Below are 19131 nucleotides of genomic sequence, written 5' to 3'. Positions count from 1 at the left end.
ATTCGCCCACGATACGGGCACCTGATAAATAAAGCATGCTGCCGATCTTGGAATAGGCCCCAAGACCGCGAGAACCCTGCCTATCAGACGCCAACCTCAAAAGAGGGCCTTTAGGTAAGTCACAGGCAGAGGTCTTGCTATCGGCATCGTGTTACGATAGTTTTTGTCTATCGACCGGTGATCCTTAATTGAGGAGCACACGTCTTGCCAGGCTGGTCGATAGACATCTTTTCGCCGGGGCGACCTTCAACCCCTCCGTTGCTTCTGTCTCCTGGAAGGTTCGGCCCCGGCACCCATTTATGTTCACCGTCAAAAGCACTGGATCAATTGGTAGCCTGGTGCAGGGGATGCGCGCCGTTCACGGACGCCTTGTGCCCTACGCGGCAGCCACGGCTTTGACCCGTACCGCTCAAACGGCGGCCAAGAAGGACATTCCTGACGAAATGCGCCGGGTGTTCAACAACCCGCGCCCCTACACGCTAAATGCCTTGTTCGTCCAAGCCGCCAAGAAAGACGACCTGACCGCCCGCGTCATGGTCAAGACCAAGGCCGCAGGGACAGCGCCCGAGCACTTTCTGTTCCCCGAGGTTTATGGCGGCATCCGCAATGCCAAGCGCTTTGAACAAGCCTTGCGCCTGCGCGGCCTTTTGAAGCCGGGTGAGCGCGCTGTTCCTGCTGTTGATCTGCCAGAGAGCAAATACGAGAGCGGCGCATTTATCCGCAACATGCTCAACCGTGCCGATGGGGCGAAGAAAGCCAAGACAGGGTTGTTCGTGGGTGCTGTAGGCCGCAAGAAGACCCGAGGCATTTGGGAAACCAGCGGCAGCGGCAAGAACCGACGAGTGAAACCCTTGTTCATCTTCACCCAGGCCGCTCCGACTTACCGCCCGCGCCTGAACTTTGAGGCCGTGGTCGAAAAGACCGCAGAACGCGAGTTTCCAGGCGAATTCAACCGCGCCCTGAATGATCTTGTGGCGAAGGGCTGGCAGGCATGAGCTACTTGGATCTGACCGGGCGCCTTGCTAAGTATCTGGAAGCCGAGGCCGCCGTACTCAAGTCGCAGGAATACACGATTGGGCAGGGCCAAAGCGCCCGCCGCCTGCGCCGTGCTGACTTGGCGGAAATCCGCGCCGAGATCAAAAGCCTGCAAGACCAAATCGACAACTGTGTGGACAACCCCAATCGCGTAAAGCGCCGGGGTGTGTTCTATCTCCGTCCCTACTGATGCCTGGCAATTACCTGAACACGCTTAAGTCGCAGGCCGTGCTAGATGCCGCGCGTTCGGGCATTTCGGCAACGGTGGACGGCCCAGCCTACACGCTGCCGGGTATGGGGCAGGGCGCCACCCCAGCACGCCGTACTTGGTGGCCGCGTGCTCATGACGCGCGCACTGACACGCTTCCAGAACTCACATTCAATCGAGCCGCTAGCCGGGAACTGATCCGCACCAACGCCATCGCTGCGGGCGCGATCCAAACCAATCTGGATCGCGTTGTCGGAACTGGTCTCGCATTGGTGGCACAGCCAAATCGCCAAGTGCTTGGCTGGTCTGCCGATCAAGCCGCCGAGTGGAAGGCGAAAACCCAGGCCGAATTCTCTTTGTGGTCAGACAGCACCGACTGCGACCAAGAGGGCACACAGAACTTTTACGAGAAACAAGCACTGACTCTTGGCGGGGCATTGGCAAGCGGTGACTGCTTTACGCTGATGCCCAACGGACAGCGCACCAGCTCTCAGCCCTATGCGCTGCGCCTGCAAACCATTGAAGCTGATCGGGTTGGGCCAACCAGTCTGATTGAGCAAATGACCGCCACTGAGGCGGGAGGCGTTCGCTTTGATCCACGCACCGGCGTGCCCACCGATTACCACCTGTATGACGTTCACCCCGGCGCCTGGATGGCCGGGGCAGGGCTGTCGCATCAAGGCCGCTGGGTCAAGCGTATCGGCGCCTCTGGTCGCCGCGTCATGTTGCACCACTTTCAAAAGAAGCGGCCCGGCATGGTTCGCGGCGTTCCGTACCTCACACCAATCATCGATTGCATCAAGCAGATCGGGCGGTACTCAGACGCCGAGATCATGGCGGCGGTCATTTCCGCCTACCTCACGGTGTTCATCAAGACGCCAGGCGGCGATGCATCCCCAGCGTTTGCTGGTGAAGAAGTCGTGGTTCCGACCGAAGGTGAAATCGGGCTGGGCATGGGCGCTGTTGTTGGCCTGGCCCCCGGCGAAGAACCAGTAACGGTCAATCCGTCGCGTCCAAATCCGCAATTTGCCCCCTTCATTGAAGGCGTCATGACCCAGATCGGCATGGCCCTGGGCATCCCGCGGGAAGTGCTGATCAAGCAGTTCAACAGCAGCTACTCCGCATCAAAGGCGGCGCTGCTGGACGCATGGGTGTACTTCCGGGGCATGCGCTACTGGCTGGCTGGCTCGTTCTGCCAGCCGATCTACGAAACATGGCTAGCCGAGGCTGTGTCCCTGGGTCGAATCGCTGCCCCAGGCTTCTTCACCGATCCACTCTTGCGCTGGGCCTACACCCGCGCAAGCTGGCCCGGCGACTCGATGGGCTCGATCAATCCGAAGGATGAGGTTGAGGCCTACACCCGCGCGATTGACGCCCGCCTGATGACCCGTGAACTAGCCGAGTGGCAACTGTTCGGCACCGACTTCAACCAGACATTCGATCAAAAGGCCGACGAGATCAAACGCCTCGCCGCTGCCGACATGCTGCCCGCAGCCGCCCCAGGCGCCGCAGCACAACCACAACCATCCGGGGCTCCAACCAAGGAACCTACCGAATGACCCTGCAGGACATTCTTTGCTCGCCGTGGGCCATTGAGCCTGACCGCTTGCACCAGCTTCAGGCGATCTACGCCACGCACCTGAACGGCAGCAAGATTGATATTGATGCTGTCGAGGCGAAGCTTGGCCGACCACTGCAAAACCAAGCCACCGCTTACGAAGTTTTGGACGGCGGCGTGGCCATGCTGAGCCTGGATGGCGTGATTGCACCCAAGGCCAATCTGTTCACGCAGATCAGCGGTGGCGTATCGGCCCAATTGGCAGAGAAGGCCATTCTTGAGGCGCTGGCAGACCCGGCGGTCAACTCGCTTCTTCTCGCCATCGACTCGCCCGGTGGGAACGTTCACGGCGTGCCAGAAGTGGGCGCTGCCGTTCGCCGATTCGGCGCAGAGAAGCCGGTTGTTGCCCTTGCGTCAGGTGTGATGTGCAGCGCCGCCTACTGGATCGGTAGCGCAGCCAATTCCGTGTTTGTGTCCGGCCCGACAACCACCGTGGGAAGCATCGGCGTTGTCGCTACACACGACTACAGCCCGCGTGAGCAGGGTCGTGTGGTGACCGAAATCACCGCAGGCAAATACAAGCGCATGGGCTCCAGCGGCGAGCCGCTGAACAAAGAGGGCCGCGCCTACCTCCAGTCCCAAGTGGACTACCTGTATTCAGTCTTTGTCGATGCCGTTGCCGCGAACCGTGGCGCATCGACAGAGCAGGTGCTTGAGCACATGGCCGATGGCCGTGTGTTCAACGGTCAGCAAGCCATTGATGCGGGCCTAGCGGACGGTGTTTCCGCTACGGACCAACTCATTCACGCGCTGGCCACCAAGCCGGAGCAGTTCTCGAAACGCCGCAAGGCCGTTTTCAGTCTGCCCACCCCGTCAAAAGGTGCCGGTGTTGCACCCAAAGACACGAAACCACCGAAAGGAACCACGGCAATGTCCGATGAAACCCTGTCGCGTGCGTCTCTGGAGCAAGACCACGCACCGCTTTTCGCGCAAGTGAAAGCGGAATTCATGGCTCTGGGTGCTGCGCAAGAGCGCGACCGCATCCAAGGCGTCCGCGAGCAATCCATGCCCGGCCACGAAGCGCTGATCGACAAGCTGGCCATGGATGGCACAACCACCCCTGGCGAAGCGGCTATGGCGGTCATGGCGGCCCAACGTGCCGCGATGAAGGCCACGACTGCCGCGCTGGATGCGGATGCGCCTGAAGCGGCGGCGCAAAGCCCTGTCACCGACGCCGCGCCCTCGAAAGAGGCCGAGCAAAAAGCCGCTGTGGGCGCCATCCTGGCTCACGCTGGCGTCAAGCAATAAGGAGTTCAAGCAATGTCTGATACCTCTCTGGCCGCTGGTGTGACGCTGGCGAACTCGCCTGTTGCAGATGAGCTGGTGGCTGCAAACCATCACCATCTGTGGACTGAAAAAGGCACCCTGGCTGCCGGTCAAAACCTCAAGCGCGGCGCTCTGCTGGGCAAGGTGACGGCTGGCGGCAAGCTTGTGCAGTCCACTGCCGCCGCCAGCGATGGCAGCCAAAACCCTGTGGGCGTGCTGATGCACGACATGAACGCAACCGCTGATGCGGAAGTGGACATGTACGTGCGCGGGGACTTCAACCAGGACCGTATTGGCTACGGCGCTGGTCAGACGCCCGACAGCGTTCGCGCCGCCCTGGCTGACGCTGGCATCTATCTGCACAAGCGCTACGGCGCACCGCTCGGCTCTGCCGCACAACCGGCGATCTAAGCCAGTCCAACGCAACACCACCCCGCTTCGGCGGGGTTTTTTGTTTCCGGTCAACCAGCCCGCCTAGCGCGGGCTTTTTTCATTGGAGGTCGCAAATGAGCGATCTGTATTTCGACGTAGCCACCCTCAACGGCGTGGCAGCGGCTCTGCCTGAGCCGAAAACGGGCCTGCTGGATCGCCACTTCACCCGCGAAGTGCTGTCCGACCGTCAGGAAATCTCCTTCGACGTGGAAGGCTCCGATCTGAAACTGGCGCCGTTCGTTCATCCGGGCGCACCAGGTCAGAACGTGGTGGGTGAAGGCTTCCAAGTGAAGACCTTCCGCCCGGCCTACACGAAGGATCGCAACCCTTTCACGCCCGGCGGTCAATTGACCCGTCGCATTGGTGAGGCCATCGGCGGCACCATGTCTGCAACGGATCGATTGGCAGCCGCTATTGCTGACGAAATCAGCAAGAAGAAGGCCCGCCACGCTCGCCGTCTGGAGTGGATGGCTGCCCAGGCACTGGTGGCTGGCAAGGTCACGGTGGCGGGTGACTACTACCCGGCCGTGGTGGTGGATTTTGGTCGTGACCCGGCCAACACCATTGTCAAGGCGGGCGCCAGCAAGTGGGGCCAAGCCGGTGTTTCCCCAGTGGCCGATCTGGCGACCTGGGGCAACAGCATGGAAAGCCCGGTCAAAGAGTGGAACATGACGCAGGACGCCTTTGCCCTGCTGTCGCAAGACCCAGCCTTCGAAAAGCGCATGGATACCAACCGTCGCGGCTCGAACACCATCAGCTCGGATATTCCGGGTGCCAAGTTCGCGGCCGTGTATGTGGGTGATCTGGACGGCGTTGCGGTCTACGTTCTGCCCAAGCAGACCTACACCGACAGCGACGGCACGACCAAGCAGATGGTGCCCAACATGACGGTGATCGGCATCGGCACTGGCTTCGAAGGTGTCCGCCACTTCGGAGCGATTCAGGACATTGAGGCCATGGAAGGCGGCATGGTGCAGTCCTCGCTGTACATCAAGTCGTGGATCGAAAAAGACCCGTCCGCTCGCATTGTGCTGGCGCAGTCGGCCCCGCTGATGGTGCCGTACCGCCCCAACAGCACGCTGGTGGCCTCGGTCTAAGGGGTAGACATGGGATACACCTCAAACGTCACTCTTGACCTGTCCACGCCGCCTGAGCGCGACGTGAACGGCCGCATTGTCAAAGCTGGTGTTTCGCGTGTCGTCAACCCCGGCCAGTCGGTGACTGGTCTGGACAAAGACGATCTGCAGGCGCTGATCGATGCGGGCCATGTGTCCAAAGACGGCAAGGCCGAGGCAGAAGCCAAGCCAGAGCCGAAAGACCACAAGCCCACCAAAGGCTGACCGTGGACTTGACCGCTGACTTCGATGTGTTCTTCGGCGAGTTCGCCAGGGACTTCACGCACGGTGAAACGGGCGTGGTGTTCCGGGCGATCTTTGGCGTGGCTGACCAGGAAGCTCTGGACGGTTATGCCATTACCGCAGAGCACGAAATTCACTACCCAACGCAAAGCATTGAGCTGAGCGAGGGTGACGAAATCGAAGACAGCGGCGGCAACGGTGTTCTCCCTGGAACGAAGTGGCTGGTGCGCAGTACCCCCATGCGGGTCAATGACGGTCTTGAATCGACCGTCCTCTTGAGTCGGAGTGATTCATGACGCCTGATGTGGCTCCACTGGGCTATCCCTACCTGATAGGTGAGGCCGTCATGGAAGCGCTAAAGGCCGATCCCGCTTTTGCCGGGGTCAAGCTGGTGGACAACCCATCCAAACCTGAGGCGATCAGCGAGGGTAAGCGGCTCCTGTTGTTCAAGGACGCTGCCGATTCGCTGGAAGACCAAAACGGCAATGCGATGGATCGTGTTTTCACGTTCCAAGTGGGGGCCATCTCCCGCGACAAGCAAAGCCGCAAGCAGGCGCACACCGACTACCGCGCCCTCAAACGCGTCATCCGAGATTCCATCAAGGACATGACCGCAAAGGGCGCGCGCATCACCGGCCAAGTCCGAGAGACCGCCGTCAGCTACCAACTCGAAAACCTTGACGTGGGAGGGTCGCTCGTTCTGGGCACCTTCACCGTCAAGTACCGCGACCCGACTTTCTAGGTCGCACGCAACCCCATCCAACCCGCCACACGGCGGGTTTTTTTATGCCTGAAAGGAATCTGCCATGTCTGAAGCACGCGCAGTACTAGGCGCTGGCCTGGTGTCCCTTGACCTGTGGGACCCGGCCTCGCAAACGTGGTCTGGCTTTGAAGCGCCGGTTGACGCCGACAAGTTCGAAATCAAACCGAACTTCGAAGAAAAGACCTCTACCTCCAAGTCTCATTTGGACTACGGTCAGGCCCGCGCCTCGGTGATTCTGCCGTCGCCCACTGAAATCACCATCGAAATCGCGGCAGCCAATGCCCGCGCGTTCGCCATGCAGTTTCAGGGCGCAGTCCAAGCGTTCAACCAGGGCGCTGCTACGGTTGCTGATGAGGCAATCACCACGGCAGTGGTGGGCGAAAACAAGCTGGCAAACCGCAACATCGCGTCGGCTGGCTTCAAGGTCACCAACTCCAGCGGCTCAACCACGTATGTGCTGGGAACTGACTATGACGTGAACTACGTTCGCGGCATTCTGGTCGTCAAGGCCGGTGGTGCGATCAGTGCTGGTGCAAGCCTGAAAGTCAGCTACACCGCTGTCGCTTCGGAAGGCACCCGCATCCTGGGTGGCCGCAACCCGCAGGTTCGTTGCCGCGCTCGTTTCGACGGCCAAAACATGGTGGACGGCTCGCCGCTGGGTGTGAACGTGTGGGAAGCCGTTCTCGGCGCTTCCAATGCCTTCGACTTCTTGGCTTCGGACTTCGTTGCCATCCAGCTCAGCGGAAAGATCGTGACGCCTGCCGGTAAGACCGAAGGCTACGAAGTCCTGATCGGTTAATCCCTCCCTGCCTCTCTCCTGAGGCCTTTAGCCCGCCCCGTGCGGGCTTTTTTGTGCGCGTCTTTCGCTGGGCTCGCACCAAAAAGTCCCTGAATTCAAATGGCCGACCCAAAGATCAAGTACGACATATCCGCGAATGTCAGCGGTGATGCCGATGTTGAAAAGCTGGCCAGCGAGATCGAGCGCCTTGGAAAAACGCTAGATGGTGACTTAAAGGTCAAGGCCGACCAAGCTGCGAATGCGCTGCGTGAGCTGGGCAACAAGAACCAGGCTGCGGCGAATTTCTTCGACCTCAAGCAAAAGACGCTTGACGCCGCAAAAGCCTTGGGCGAAGCGCAAGCCGCCGCGCAGGCCATGGCGCGTGAAATCGCGCAGTCCGACGCGCCGACCAAGACACAGGCGGCTCAGCTCGAAAAGCTCAAGGATGCCGTCAAGGCGGCTAACGCCGAATACCTGAACAGCCAGAACGCGCTGACGCAGGCCCGTAGCGCATTGGGCAACTACGGCTTGTCCGTTGACGGACTCGCCAAGAACCAGCAGGTTCTCAAGCGCGAACTGGCGCAGGCCAAAGAAGCTGCCGCTTCTCTCTCGGGCGAACTAGCTCAACAAGCGGCAGCGCAGCGCAGCGCAGAGCAGGCGGCCAAAGAGCAGGCCGCCGCGCTCAAGCAGGCTAATGCGGCTGCCAGAGAGGCCGCGACGGCAGCAAAAGAAGCCTCGACTGCAACCAGCGGATGGGCCGCGAGCATCGGCAAGATCGCTGCGGGCAATGTCCTTGCAAACGTCTTTTCCTCGATCACGTCGAAGGTTCAGGAAACCGGACGGGCTTTCGTAGAAGCCAACATCCAGCTAGACGGCATGCGCCGCGCCATGACTGCGATCTATGGCAGTGCTGGTGTCGCTGAGCAGCAGATTGCGTTCCTGCGCAAGACCAGTAATGAGGCTGGTGTCTCGTTCGCGGCGTTGGGCGACTCGTTCAAGTCGTTTGCCGCTGCGTCTCACGCTGCCAACATCCCGATCAGCGTTACCAACGAGCTGTTCGCGTCGGTCACCAAGGCCAGCGCCACGCTGGGCCTGTCTGGTGAGCGCACATCGCTGGTGCTGCAAGCCCTCGGGCAGATGGCCAGCAAGGGCACCGTGTCGATGGAAGAGCTGCGCCAGCAGCTGGGCGAATCTCTGCCCGGCGCGCTGTCGCTGGCCGCCAAGGGCCTGGGCCTGACCGAGCAGCAGCTGATCAAGCTCGTTGAATCGGGCGGGCTGGCGGCGCGCGATCTTTTCCCCGCGCTGGCCGAATCGCTCAAATCCATGCAGGGCGCCAATGATGGCCTGCAGGGATCCTGGGAGCGCCTGAAAACCGCCATCAACGGCGTCATGACCTCCATCGGCGATGCCGGTGGCATGCAGGTTATGACCATGGCCGTGAAGGGCTTGGCTGTAGCGCTTGGCGTGGTCATGGTCCCGCTGCAAGGGCTGGTCGAGCTATTGACGGGCTTGGGCCGAACCATCGGCGCAGCAGCCGCCTCTATTGGCATCCTGGCCGACCGCAGCCTGACCACCGCGCAGAAGATCACTGCTCTGAAAGAGGTTGGCACCCAACTTAAAGAGAGCTTCGACGCAGCCGATGCCCGGATGCAGACCACAGCCAACGCGTTTGTTGGTGTGGCGACCGGGGCGGACACGGCAACCAGAAGCATCGCAGCCACTGCCGCAACCGCAGGAACGTCAAGCGCCGCATTTGCGCAGCTATCTCAGCAGTGGGTTGCCATTGGTCAAACGATGGGTGAGGCAGGCAAGGCGCAGGAAGAGATTGCAAAGAACGGTCAAAAGCTTGCTGACGCCGCGAAATCGGAGGGCGAGGCCCTTAACACGTTGGCACAGCTACGCGGCAACGAGGTCGAGCAACTTGAGGTTGCGGCTGCGGCGAGCGAGAACTATGCCGCCAAACTCGATGCGGTCGCGTCAGCGAGGCGCAATGCCTTGGAGATTGCGCAGGCCGAACTGACCGCCAAGGAAAACTTGATTGCAGGCGATGAAGCCGAGCAGAAGGCGCGCGCCGAACATATCAAGTCTTTGACGGAGAAGGTCGAGAAGCTCAAGGCGGAATCAGAGGCGTCGAGCAAATCTGCCGAGTCCGCACGTAGTGAAGCGCTTGCCAAGAAGATCGCGGCCGATGCCAACAAGGATCATTCGGCGCAGGTAGAGAAGTCGCGTACTGAGATGGTTAAGGCGATCGAAGTCCAGCAACGAGCAAAAGCCGAACTTGACGCCGGAAAGATCAGCCAAGAGCAGTACAACAAAGCTCAAGACGCTGCCACCACCGCCATTGCTCGATACAACGATGCTCTCGCGGACAAGGTGCGAATGATCCAGGCGGAATCTCAGTCGAGGCAGGCGGCCTTATCTGCGCAGTCGGCTGGGTTGCAGATTGCGTTGCAAGAGGCTCAGGTCGAAGAGCGCCTCTACACCCTGCAAGGGAACACGCAAGCCGCTGAGCAAGCGCGAATGAGGCAGCGCGAGATTGCCATTGAAATCATGCGTGTGGAGCAACAGGCGGAGATTGCGCTCGCAGAAGCCAAGATTGCAGAACTCCAGGCAACCAAGGCTCAACTTGAGGCCGAGGGAAAGCTTGAACCGGCACGCCGCCTGAGTATTGATGCTGCCATCAAGGCCGCTGAAACCCAGAAGCTGGTGGCCGAATCCAAGACGCGGCTGATCACGCTGCAGCAGGCCGAATTGAACCACCTGCGCGAGTTTGGAGAAAAGTCCAAGCAGGCGGCCAGAGATGGCGTTGCATCCACGGACGAGATCGCTGAAGGGTGGTCGCGGGTAAGCAAGTCCATTCAGGGCGCTGCGTATGACGCCCAAAAGTTTGCTTTGGACTCCGAGGGGCGCCGACTATCCAGCGTCGAACCAGAGGCCCAAATGAACCAGCGCATCGCCAAGCTATTTGGCGAAGGCGCCATCGGCATGAAAGAGGCCATCGAGGCGGCCAACATCAAGATCAAGCTGGACGAAGCTGCCAAGTACGGCGTTGCCAATGTCCCAGGCAATCAGGAGTACTACACCAATCTGCGCCGGGAGTACGAGCGCCTATCGGCCATCGTAGAGGCCACCGGCAAAAGTGGCGGCGGGGCCGCGCTCGGACGGCCAGACAAGAGCGGAACTTCTGCGGGCGGTGCATCGGGTGGCGGCATGGCTTCGGGACAAAAAGCCCAGCAAGGCGTGTCCTACGTCAGCAACATGAACATCAACATCCCTGGCGGCCAGGGGCAGATTCGCTACGCCGATCTGGAAAGCCAAAAGTTCGCAGACAAGCTGTTCCGCGATGTCGCAAACGCCCGGAGCGCATCCGCGTAATGGCTATCACTCTCGCACTCGGCGGCACGGTTCTTACCCTGCCTCCTGACCTCATTTGGACTGACGAATACAAGCGCAGCCCGGTCGTTTCGACCAAAGAGTGGAGCACGGTCGGGGTGCTTCTTTGGGACACCCAAGCCAAGCAATCGGGATTGCCAGTCACGTTGGAAGGCGGCGAACGACACGCATGGATGACGCGTGCCGAGTGCGACGCCGTCAAAGCGCTTCTTGCCATCCCCGGCGCAGTTCTAACGCTCACCTTGCACGACGACCGGGTGCTCGAAGTGATGTTCGACACCAGTGAAGACGAGCCGTTTTCCGCCACGCAGGTTGTCGATTACTCCGACCCGATCCCGACCGATTGGTACGTGCCAACGCTCCGTTTTATCGAAGTCTGATCATGCCCCTCCAACAAGCCGACATCCGCTTCGCCCGCTCAGTCAACATGGCCGACGTGCCCGAGGGCGGCGGGCCGCCCACATCGCAGCTGATTCCGGACGGCGCCAGCAACACGCTGTTTCCTGACATCAGCGAGGACACCCGCGCAACTGGTCGCGTGGAGATCCGCCAGTTCCACACCGTGCTGCGCAACACCGACACGGCGGCACTGTTGGGCGCCAACATCATCATCGCCAAGCCAGCGAACGACCCCAACGTGGACTTCACGCTGATGTCCACGCGCAACCCCTTTGCCACACGCAAAGAGATTGTCGAGCAGATCGAATCGAGCATGTCGCCCAGCGTGGAGTTCGCGGGCTACCTGCTTGGCCCCCACGGCGCGACGCAGCGCGGTTTGCAAATCTTCCAGCGCCCTGGCGCCGAGCCGCCCGGCATCGGCTTGGTCTACATGCTGATCCTCAACGAGGGGCAGTTGGGCGAAGTGCGTCAGCGGGTGCGCATCCGTTCCGCCGACCCCAAGCAGCGCATGGTGACGGCCACGGTCAACGGCCAGACCGTGGACTTCCTTGCGCAGATCACTACGGTGGAACTGTCCGAGCCATTGCGCTACAGCTTCCCTGGCTCCGAGGTCAACCGCTACTTCGCGCGTGAGCCCAACAAGACGATCCTGCGAGAGACGGTCTACAACGACAGCGGCATGTTCTATGGCGCGGCGCGGCTGGCACAGCCCGCGCAAAAGTCCGACACCGTCATTTACCTGGACACCATCCATTCCCGGCTGGTGCCCAACAGCCGGTCGGAAGCCATCAGCGCTGACCAGAGGCCTGCGTCAGAACGTACCGCCATGCTGGCCGAGTCGCCGCGCCGGGTGGAAGTGGGCGTTACCCCGCACACGCAGCGCATCAAGATCAACGTTGCCAACGTTGGCCGGTCGTACGTTTTCCAACTGCGCCCGCTGCCAGCGCCTGGCACCGTCACCATCACGTACTGGTCAATGGGTCAGCGCTACACCGTCACGGACGACGGGGCGGGGCAACTCACCGGGTCAGGCAGCGGGTTGATGAGCTATGCCACCGGCATCGTGCCGGTCACGCTGCAAGGGCTGCCGGACATCGGCACCATCGTCAGCATCAGCTACGGCGAAACGGTTGGCTACACCGACCGCAAAGGGCAGGGCTTGCAAGTGCGCCGCCCTGAGATGGCGTGGGTGCTGGACGGCGCTGCGCCGGACGGTACGGGGGACGAAAGCGTCATCCCCGGCTCTTTTTCGCTGCCCTACATGAGCGGCGGCACGCTGCACACCATCACGGACGACGGCGCAGGCAAGCTGACCGGCGACGGGACAGGGCTGATCGACTACCTCAGCCGGACGGTTCTGGTGCGCCCAGCGTACATGCCAGACCCTGACGCTGAATTCACAGCCGACTATCAGCTAGAGACGCTGGTCACCGAAATCCTGACCTTGCCATCACCCGATGCTGGTGGCTTTGTCGCCATCACCCTTGCCCAGCAACCGGCGCCGGGCACCTTCAGTCTGCAATGGGCCGTGGCGCGTGCCGTCAGCAACACCAGTGGCGGCAACCTGACCACCACCAACGCCAGCAAGAACAGCACCGTCACCTACACGACCCGCGCGGTGCCTGAGTACTACGAGCCTGCCGCGACAGCTGGCAAGGGCGTCACCTACCCCACCAACAACTGGCCGCAGCAGGCGAACTGACCATGGCAATCAGAACAGTCACGCGCCCGTTCGCGATCACCACCACCAGCGGCAGCAGCGCCACGCTGACCGAAGAAACCGGCAAGACCTCAGACAAAACCATCGTCACTACCCGCACCGTCACGGATGACGGGGCGGGCAATCTCGGCGCAGGGTTGGGCACCCTTGCATACGCATCGCGGGCACTCAACGTGCGCGTTGTGGAGCAAAGCCGCACCACCGAGGCGTACAAGTCCGATTACGAAGACGCCAAGGAATTCAGCACGACTGTTGCCGACGGTGGCGGCTCAAGCTCTGGCGACAGCAAGCGTGGCGGCGAATACGGCACCGCGTCGGTGGGCGAACAGGTTCTGGCGGGCAGCAGTGGGGTTGCGCGCTACCGCGTCGGCTCGTCGGCGCCCATCAGCAAGAGCATGGCGTACACGCCGCCCGGCTTCCTGATCGACCTCACACCCTACACGTCCGATCCCATCGTTCCCGGCAGTGTGCAGTTCGCGTGGATGGGACAGGTCTACCAAGACTTTGAAGGAGTCATCTACCGGGGCCGAACCGCCACGAATCCCGGCATTGTCAGCGGCACGCTGAACTCCGAGGAAGGTCAGGCGCTCATGACCGATTGGGTTGTGGGTGGCTCGGGGCCGCAGGACTTCGTCTTGCAAAGCCTGATGACACGTCGCGGGCGCTGGAAGACTTCATCGCTGTTCTTCAACACCGCTGCTGCGCCACTTCGCCCTGGTCCGGGCGGCTTCGTGCTCAGCGTGGTGGACACGTTGGGCAACGTGCTGACCGCCAACGTCGATGCACAGGGCAACATCACCGGCACGCACATGCGCGGTCGGGTCGAGTTCAGCACAGGTGCGGTTGAACTGATGTTCGGTGACTTCGTGGTGGACGCCGACTTGACCGCCAAGGACAAGGCCGAATGGTGGTACAGCGCCGCAGATGTGGGCGCAGTCGAGGCTGGAAAGATTTGGCGCCCCTGGCCGGTTGACCCAACCACCTTGCGCTACACCATGGTCAGCCTGGTGTTCCTGCCCATCGACAGCGAGTTGCTGGGCCTCGACCCAACCGCGTTGCCTGCTGACGGTCGCGTGGTCACTTTCCGCGCTGGTGAGTTGCTGGTCCCCGCCATCACCATCAGCGGCCCGGCGTTCACGCCCAGCGTGGGCATGCCCTACAACATCGGCACCGACCGCCTGTCCCTGGTCCGCGTGCTGGGGCCGGATGGCGTGGCGATGGAGGACGGCTACACCGTTGACCTCGATACGGGCGTTGTCACCTTCACCGATCTGACCGGCTGGCCGTCACAGGTCACCGTGTATGCGCGGCAAGAGGTGTACCGCCAGATGGCCGAGGTGCGCATGGATGGCAGTGTGCGGCTGCGCAGCGCCTTGGGCATTGATCTGCCAGCGGGCGCGGTGGTGTCCAGTGCGCTGCGCCAGGGTGACCGCTTCGCCCGCGTGTTGCCGGTGTTCGATCAGCAGACATGGGACGGGGTGACGTGGAAGGACACGCCACAAGGCCCCAGCGCCGTTGCGTCGTATGACAGCACCAACCACCCGATTGAGATCAACAACCTGGGCGCAATGACCGAGCGTTGGGCGCTGCGGTTCCGCTCCGACGCCACCACGTTCGACCTGATTGGCGAGCACTTCGGCCAACTCATTTCCGGCACCAAGAACGCCGACTTCTCGCCCATCAACCCCGCCAGCGGCGCCCCGTACTTCACGATCCGCGCCGCAGGCTGGGGCAACGGCTGGGCGGCAGGAAACACCTTGTTTGTGCCCACCGTTGGTGCCTCTTTCCCCAACGTCGCGATTCGCAGCACGCAGCCAGGCAGCCCGCCCGGTGGGGATTACAGCGTGCTGTTCGAGCAGCGCGGCGACGTGGACACCCCACCTTCCAACCCCTTCGCTTAAGCCATGCCGATTCTCGACACCAGCGTCAAATACATCCATGAAGGCATGCGCGGCGCCCCCGTGCTGAACGGCACTGTGGGGGCGATCATCGCGCTGCTGGACACCTTCCTCATCAACGGCTGGGGGTTGGCGACAGCAACAAGCGCGAGCGTCCTGGACGGGGTATGCACCGTGAACATGAGCGCGCTGGACGTGTTCGAGGACGGTTGCGTCATTGTGATGGCGGGCGCCACGCCTGGTGCTTTGAATGCCGAGCACCGACTGACGCAGGGCGGCAACGTTCTCAAGTTCAACACCACCGCGCCGAATGGCCCGGTGACCGGCACGATCACCGTCAAGTACGCCCCCCTGGGTTGGGAGAAGGCATTCAGCGGACCCAACGGCGCTGTGTACCGCAGCCTGGACATCACCACTCCCCAGCGGTACCTGCGCGTGGACGACAGCGTGCCCACTTTCGCGCGGGTGCGTGGTTACAACGCGATGACGGGCGTAGACGCTGGAACAGGGCCGTTTCCGACCGATGCGCAGGTGGATGGTGGGCTGTACTGGTTCAAGTCCACTTCGGCCAACACAACACCCCGCCGCTATACGTTGCGTGGTGACACGGGGGTGTTCTATTACGGCGTCACAGCGAACTTCGATGTGAATTTCCCCCCCGAAGATTCGTCGGCCTACGAGTTGATTCATGAGTTTGGGTACGCTGGCGCACTCAGCCCGACAGGAGACGTTTGGGCCACCCGCATCAGCGGCGCAGCCAACAATTCATGGAGCCAAACCGCTGGCGCACTTGGCCTGGGCAACGTTGGCCATGTTTACAGCGAGCGCGCGATCTCCGGTGTTGGCGACCCGATTACGAGCCACCGCCGAAAGTCCAGCGGCAACCCAGCGGCGGCAAGCGGCGCCGACACGAACGGCTTTGGGCCTTACCCCGGCGCCGTCGATGCGCGTTTGCGCATTTGTTCGTACTTCCTGACTCAGGAAGAACTCATTTTCACGCCCCGTGCGGTGGTGGCAGGTGTCTATGGCGTTCCGCACGACAACCTGACCGGCCACCCGACCCTGAAAGCCAGAGACACGATCCCTGGCAGTGGCGTCTTGAGCGGACGCAAACTGGCCTTGGCATGGGTCGGTGGTGGCGGCAGGCAGGGTGGCATCTTCTTTGACGTGACGGGGCCGTGGCGATGACCCATCACGCGAGCATCGAAACCGAACTGGTTGACCCAATCGTCTTGAGGGTGCGCGACTACGGTGGCGGCCCGTCTACCCCGCGCGGCAGCGTGGCGGACATCGTGACGGTCAATGGCGCCCCCGCTGCATTGGTCTATCGCGTGCGGCTTTACCGAGAGACAGGCGGCGGCTATGTGGCCGAGGGCTGGTCGGTCAAAGGAACAGGCGCCTACCGCTTTGATGACCTTGAGCTAGGGCAGCGTTACATCCCGGTGGCCCTGGACCACACCGGCACCCACAAACCCGTGGCCGCTGGCCCATTGGAGCCTGCATGAGTGCGCTGATCCCCACCGTTGCGCACAGAGGTGCGCGCAACGCCGCGACCATTGAGCTTCTGGACGATGGGCCGGGCCAAGCCGCCATCCATTTGTACGAAAGCGCTGGCGGCGCATTGCTGGCCGTGCGCAAACTGAAGAAGCCCTGCGGCATTCTGAACGCTGCCGGGCAAATTGCATTGCAGCAAGCCGACGAGGACGATCTGATCGCTGCGGGCGGAGACGCCGCCCACGGGGAACTGGTCAGCGCTTCCGGGGTATCGGTTGGAGAGGGCTCTGTCACCGATGGAGCCGGAAGTGGTGTCTTCAAGCTGGTGTCTGGCACCACGCTCATTGCCGGTGGTGTGTTGAGGCTGGTTGAGCCAGCGCTGCTGGGGTAGCAATGTGCCACTCGGCGCACTCGACTTCCGCGATCCCCCTGGCGGCATCCTTGCTTTTGGTGACGGTGGCACGCCAGCGACCGAGCTTCGTGTCGTCGCCGACATTGGCGCACTCGAAACAAGCATCCGGCTGGCTGAGCCGCAGGCCTCTGATGCTGCGTTGCGTGTCAGCGCCGACATCGGGTCACTGGGCGCCGTGCTGGCGCTCAAAAGTACGTCCGCCAGTGCCCTTGGGACGTTGGATTTCCGTGGCCCACCAAACGGCACCCTGGCTTTCGGCGATGACAGCGCCCCGCCATCAGAACCCGCTGATCTTGAGGTGGCCGCAGACATCGGGGCGTTGTCCCTTGCGCTGCGTATCCGCCAAGGAGTCATGCTATCAGTTGGCGCTGACATCGGCGCGCTGGATGCTTCGATTGGGCTGCGTTGGGACGCCAACGTCTCTCGGGGACTGGTGCACATGGTGCACAGCCACTACCAGGACGCCAAGCCAGTCACTGCGGCTGTGGCGTCTCATTGGCAGGACTCCGCACCCATCAAACGGCCAGGGGCCAGCCATTGGCAGGACGCCGCACCTGTGCGCTCATCCACCGAGAGCAAATGGCAAGACTCTGTCCGCCTGCGCGCCGTCGTGGCTGCCCGGTATCAGGACGGCTTGCCAGTGCGCTCAGCCGCAACAAGTGCGTGGCAGGACACCGGGCGGATTCGCGCCGCCGTATCAGCCCGCTGGCAGGACGCCTCACCACTGCGCCATGCGGCGGACAGCCACTGGCAGGAAATGCAGCGCCTTCGGGCGTCGGTGGCGAGCCGCTGGCAGGACGGCACTGGCGCGCGCCGTTTCATCGTTGAGGACGGGCGTGACGCAACACCCATCTCCCATGCCTTCGCCAGCCATTGGCAGGACGCCCGCAAGCCGCCACCCGGCCGCAGTTGGCACACCATCCCGCCCGAGCCGCCGCATCTGTGCTACGACCCGGCTGACCTGGGTAAGCTGCAATTCGGGCTGGACACGTCGGCGCTGGGGGTGCTGGCGTTCTGGTGTCGGGATGACGGCGGCGAGCAGCCAGCGCAGATCGTCGTGCCCGCGCGAAGGGTCTACATCGTGATCAACGACGTCGATCTGCGCCGCGTCGACGGCAATCTGCCGTTGCCCGCCTACACCCTGGCCATGAGTCTGGACGCCGATTCGTGGACCTGGCAATGGTCGGCCACGCTGCACAAGGCCGCGGTGCCCCTGCTGGCGCCCGCGCGCAGCGGTGAGCCGGTCGAGGTGGAGGTCAAGGTCAACGGCGTACCGTACCGCCTGCTGGTCGAAAGCATGCGCCGCAGCCGCCAGTTTGCGCAGACGCGCATCGAGGTTTCGGGCCGCGGTACCGCCGCGCTGCTGGATGCGCCCTACGCGGCCACGCAGCAGTTTGGCAACCCCAGCGGCCCGCGCAGCGCGCAGCAGCTCATGCTCGACGTCCTGACACTCAACGGCGTCAGCATCGGCTGGGCGGTGGACTGGGGCCTGACCGACTGGCAGGTGCCGGCCGGCACCTGGTCGCACCAGGGCAGCTACATCACGGCGCTCAACGCCATTGCGCAGGCCGCAGGCGGCTACCTGCAGCCGCACGCCACAGCGCGCACCCTGCGCGTGCTGCCACGCTACCCCGTGGCGCCGTGGGACTGGGGCACGCTGGCACCCGACATTGAACTGCCCATGGATCCCGTGAGCATCGAGGGCGTCGAATGGGTCAAGAAACCCGACTACACCCGCGTGTACGTGAGCGGCGAAGGCGCCACCGGCGTGCTGGCGCGCATCACCCGCACCGGCACCGCTGGCGATGAACTGGCGCCCATGGTGACCGACGCCCTTATCACGCACGCCGATGCTGCCCGCCAACGTGGCCGCGCCATCCTGAGCGACACCGGCGCGCAGGCCATGGTCAGTCTCACGCTGCCCGTGCTGCCCGAGACCGGCCTGATCCTGCCCGGCCAGTTCATCCGCCGCACCGACGGCGCCGAGGTGCTGCAAGGCTACGTGCGCGGCATGTCGCTGGCGTGGGATCGACCCAAGATGCGCCAGACGCTGGAGGTGCAGACGCATGGCTAATTTGTACAAGCAGTTTCTTGACCTGATGCCCGACCGCTCGCTGCAAGTGGGCGACGTGACCGCCATCACCGATGGCCTGGCCGTGGTGCAGCTGCCAGGCGGCGGCCAGCTGCGTGCGCGCGGCGCCGCCACCGTGGGCCAGCGGGTGTTTGTGCGCGACGGCGTGATTGAAGGCCTGGCGCCCGCGCTGCCGATTGAGATTTTGGAGGTGTGAGCTGTGCAACCCGAATACTTCGTCATCGCCGCCTTCGTCCTGGCGGCCGTCATCGTCAATAAATGGGCT

General features: G+C 62.5%; 19 protein-coding genes. All 19 read left to right on the top strand.

From position 1 onward, the window contains the following. Positions 1–299: 299 nt before the first annotated feature. The 19 genes from FVQ98_RS14080 (at position 300) to FVQ98_RS13990 (ending at position 19062) form a co-directional block, all read left to right on the top strand. Positions 300–995, top strand: a complete 696-nt coding sequence (locus FVQ98_RS14080; RefSeq protein ID WP_147914087.1) for a hypothetical protein — start codon at positions 300–302, stop codon at positions 993–995. Next, entirely contained in the window at positions 992–1225 is a 234-nt protein-coding gene (locus FVQ98_RS14075; RefSeq protein WP_147914086.1) for a hypothetical protein, read from the top strand. Before FVQ98_RS14080 ends, FVQ98_RS14075 begins: the two co-directional genes overlap by 4 nt. After that, positions 1225–2802, top strand: a complete 1578-nt coding sequence (locus FVQ98_RS14070) for a phage portal protein (protein WP_147914085.1) — start codon at positions 1225–1227, stop codon at positions 2800–2802. The genes FVQ98_RS14075 and FVQ98_RS14070 overlap by 1 nt, the downstream gene beginning before the upstream one ends. Next, positions 2799–4109 (top strand): S49 family peptidase, encoded by a 1311-nt coding sequence (locus FVQ98_RS14065; RefSeq protein WP_147914084.1) that lies wholly within the window; start codon positions 2799–2801, stop codon positions 4107–4109. The genes FVQ98_RS14070 and FVQ98_RS14065 overlap by 4 nt, the downstream gene beginning before the upstream one ends. 12 nt (positions 4110–4121) lie before the next feature. Then, the gene (locus tag FVQ98_RS14060; protein WP_147914083.1) at positions 4122–4538 is read left to right on the top strand and encodes a head decoration protein; all 417 of its coding nucleotides are present in this window, start codon (positions 4122–4124) and stop codon (positions 4536–4538) included. A 95-nt stretch (positions 4539–4633) separates the two neighbouring features. Then, positions 4634–5656, top strand: coding sequence for a major capsid protein (locus tag FVQ98_RS14055; RefSeq protein WP_147914082.1), 1023 nt, complete (start codon positions 4634–4636; stop codon positions 5654–5656). A gap of 9 nt (positions 5657–5665) precedes the next feature. Beyond that, positions 5666–5899, top strand: coding sequence for a hypothetical protein (locus FVQ98_RS14050; protein ID WP_147914081.1), 234 nt, complete (start codon positions 5666–5668; stop codon positions 5897–5899). 2 nt (positions 5900–5901) lie between these two features. After that, a complete protein-coding gene (locus tag FVQ98_RS14045) occupies positions 5902–6213 on the top strand; it encodes a hypothetical protein (protein WP_187265745.1) in 312 nt (103 codons plus the stop codon). Continuing rightward, on the top strand, positions 6210–6659 hold the full coding sequence (locus tag FVQ98_RS14040) for a hypothetical protein (protein WP_147914079.1): 450 nt from the start codon (positions 6210–6212) through the stop codon (positions 6657–6659). Before FVQ98_RS14045 ends, FVQ98_RS14040 begins: the two co-directional genes overlap by 4 nt. Before the next feature lie 64 nt (positions 6660–6723). Continuing rightward, positions 6724–7479: a phage tail tube protein gene (locus FVQ98_RS14035; RefSeq protein WP_147914078.1), complete on the top strand. Its 756-nt coding sequence runs from the start codon at positions 6724–6726 to the stop codon at positions 7477–7479. 99 nt (positions 7480–7578) lie between these two features. Beyond that, complete coding sequence (locus FVQ98_RS14030; protein WP_147914077.1) at positions 7579–10833, top strand: tape measure protein; 3255 nt, start codon at positions 7579–7581, stop codon at positions 10831–10833. Next, on the top strand, positions 10833–11231 hold the full coding sequence (locus FVQ98_RS14025) for a hypothetical protein (RefSeq protein WP_147914076.1): 399 nt from the start codon (positions 10833–10835) through the stop codon (positions 11229–11231). The genes FVQ98_RS14030 and FVQ98_RS14025 overlap by 1 nt, the downstream gene beginning before the upstream one ends. Before the next feature lie 2 nt (positions 11232–11233). Further along, positions 11234–12952 carry a hypothetical protein gene (locus FVQ98_RS14020; protein WP_147914075.1) on the top strand — a complete coding sequence of 573 codons (1719 nt, stop codon included), beginning with the start codon at positions 11234–11236 and terminating at the stop codon, positions 12950–12952. 2 nt (positions 12953–12954) lie between these two features. Then, on the top strand, positions 12955–14871 hold the full coding sequence (locus FVQ98_RS14015; protein ID WP_187265744.1) for a hypothetical protein: 1917 nt from the start codon (positions 12955–12957) through the stop codon (positions 14869–14871). A gap of 3 nt (positions 14872–14874) precedes the next feature. Continuing rightward, entirely contained in the window at positions 14875–16056 is a 1182-nt protein-coding gene (locus FVQ98_RS14010) for a hypothetical protein (RefSeq protein WP_147914074.1), read from the top strand. Next, positions 16047–16373 carry a hypothetical protein gene (locus tag FVQ98_RS14005; RefSeq protein ID WP_187265743.1) on the top strand — a complete coding sequence of 109 codons (327 nt, stop codon included), beginning with the start codon at positions 16047–16049 and terminating at the stop codon, positions 16371–16373. The genes FVQ98_RS14010 and FVQ98_RS14005 overlap by 10 nt, the downstream gene beginning before the upstream one ends. After that, positions 16370–16753 carry a hypothetical protein gene (locus FVQ98_RS14000; protein ID WP_147914072.1) on the top strand — a complete coding sequence of 128 codons (384 nt, stop codon included), beginning with the start codon at positions 16370–16372 and terminating at the stop codon, positions 16751–16753. Before FVQ98_RS14005 ends, FVQ98_RS14000 begins: the two co-directional genes overlap by 4 nt. 373 nt (positions 16754–17126) lie before the next feature. Then, positions 17127–18848: a hypothetical protein gene (locus FVQ98_RS13995; protein ID WP_147914071.1), complete on the top strand. Its 1722-nt coding sequence runs from the start codon at positions 17127–17129 to the stop codon at positions 18846–18848. Continuing rightward, positions 18841–19062, top strand: coding sequence for a hypothetical protein (locus FVQ98_RS13990; RefSeq protein ID WP_147914070.1), 222 nt, complete (start codon positions 18841–18843; stop codon positions 19060–19062). The genes FVQ98_RS13995 and FVQ98_RS13990 overlap by 8 nt, the downstream gene beginning before the upstream one ends. Positions 19063–19131 lie beyond the last annotated feature (69 nt).

The sequence above is a fragment of the Ottowia flava genome (assembly GCF_008017535.1).
GTDB classification, from domain to species: Bacteria; Pseudomonadota; Gammaproteobacteria; order Burkholderiales; family Burkholderiaceae_C; genus Ottowia; species Ottowia flava.
The sequence above is the reverse complement of the archived record's forward strand: the minus strand, read 5'-3'. Positions and strand labels throughout refer to the sequence as shown.

What these genes read in the sequence shown, in the direction of transcription:
- FVQ98_RS14035 (WP_147914078.1), top strand. Translation starts at nt 6,724, where the DNA reads ATGTCTGAAGCACGCGCAGTACTAGGCGCTGGCCTGGTGTCCCTTGAC.
- FVQ98_RS14060 (WP_147914083.1), top strand. Translation starts at nt 4,122, where the DNA reads ATGTCTGATACCTCTCTGGCCGCTGGTGTGACGCTGGCGAACTCGCCT.
- FVQ98_RS14030 (WP_147914077.1), top strand. Translation starts at nt 7,579, where the DNA reads ATGGCCGACCCAAAGATCAAGTACGACATATCCGCGAATGTCAGCGGT.
- FVQ98_RS14055 (WP_147914082.1), top strand. Translation starts at nt 4,634, where the DNA reads ATGAGCGATCTGTATTTCGACGTAGCCACCCTCAACGGCGTGGCAGCG.
- FVQ98_RS13995 (WP_147914071.1), top strand. Translation starts at nt 17,127, where the DNA reads ATGCTATCAGTTGGCGCTGACATCGGCGCGCTGGATGCTTCGATTGGG.
- FVQ98_RS14050 (WP_147914081.1), top strand. Translation starts at nt 5,666, where the DNA reads ATGGGATACACCTCAAACGTCACTCTTGACCTGTCCACGCCGCCTGAG.
- FVQ98_RS14025 (WP_147914076.1), top strand. Translation starts at nt 10,833, where the DNA reads ATGGCTATCACTCTCGCACTCGGCGGCACGGTTCTTACCCTGCCTCCT.
- FVQ98_RS14070 (WP_147914085.1), top strand. Translation starts at nt 1,225, where the DNA reads ATGCCTGGCAATTACCTGAACACGCTTAAGTCGCAGGCCGTGCTAGAT.
- FVQ98_RS13990 (WP_147914070.1), top strand. Translation starts at nt 18,841, where the DNA reads ATGGCTAATTTGTACAAGCAGTTTCTTGACCTGATGCCCGACCGCTCG.
- FVQ98_RS14065 (WP_147914084.1), top strand. Translation starts at nt 2,799, where the DNA reads ATGACCCTGCAGGACATTCTTTGCTCGCCGTGGGCCATTGAGCCTGAC.
- FVQ98_RS14020 (WP_147914075.1), top strand. Translation starts at nt 11,234, where the DNA reads ATGCCCCTCCAACAAGCCGACATCCGCTTCGCCCGCTCAGTCAACATG.
- FVQ98_RS14040 (WP_147914079.1), top strand. Translation starts at nt 6,210, where the DNA reads ATGACGCCTGATGTGGCTCCACTGGGCTATCCCTACCTGATAGGTGAG.
- FVQ98_RS14015 (WP_187265744.1), top strand. Translation starts at nt 12,955, where the DNA reads ATGGCAATCAGAACAGTCACGCGCCCGTTCGCGATCACCACCACCAGC.
- FVQ98_RS14080 (WP_147914087.1), top strand. Translation starts at nt 300, where the DNA reads ATGTTCACCGTCAAAAGCACTGGATCAATTGGTAGCCTGGTGCAGGGG.
- FVQ98_RS14000 (WP_147914072.1), top strand. Translation starts at nt 16,370, where the DNA reads ATGAGTGCGCTGATCCCCACCGTTGCGCACAGAGGTGCGCGCAACGCC.
- FVQ98_RS14075 (WP_147914086.1), top strand. Translation starts at nt 992, where the DNA reads ATGAGCTACTTGGATCTGACCGGGCGCCTTGCTAAGTATCTGGAAGCC.
- FVQ98_RS14010 (WP_147914074.1), top strand. Translation starts at nt 14,875, where the DNA reads ATGCCGATTCTCGACACCAGCGTCAAATACATCCATGAAGGCATGCGC.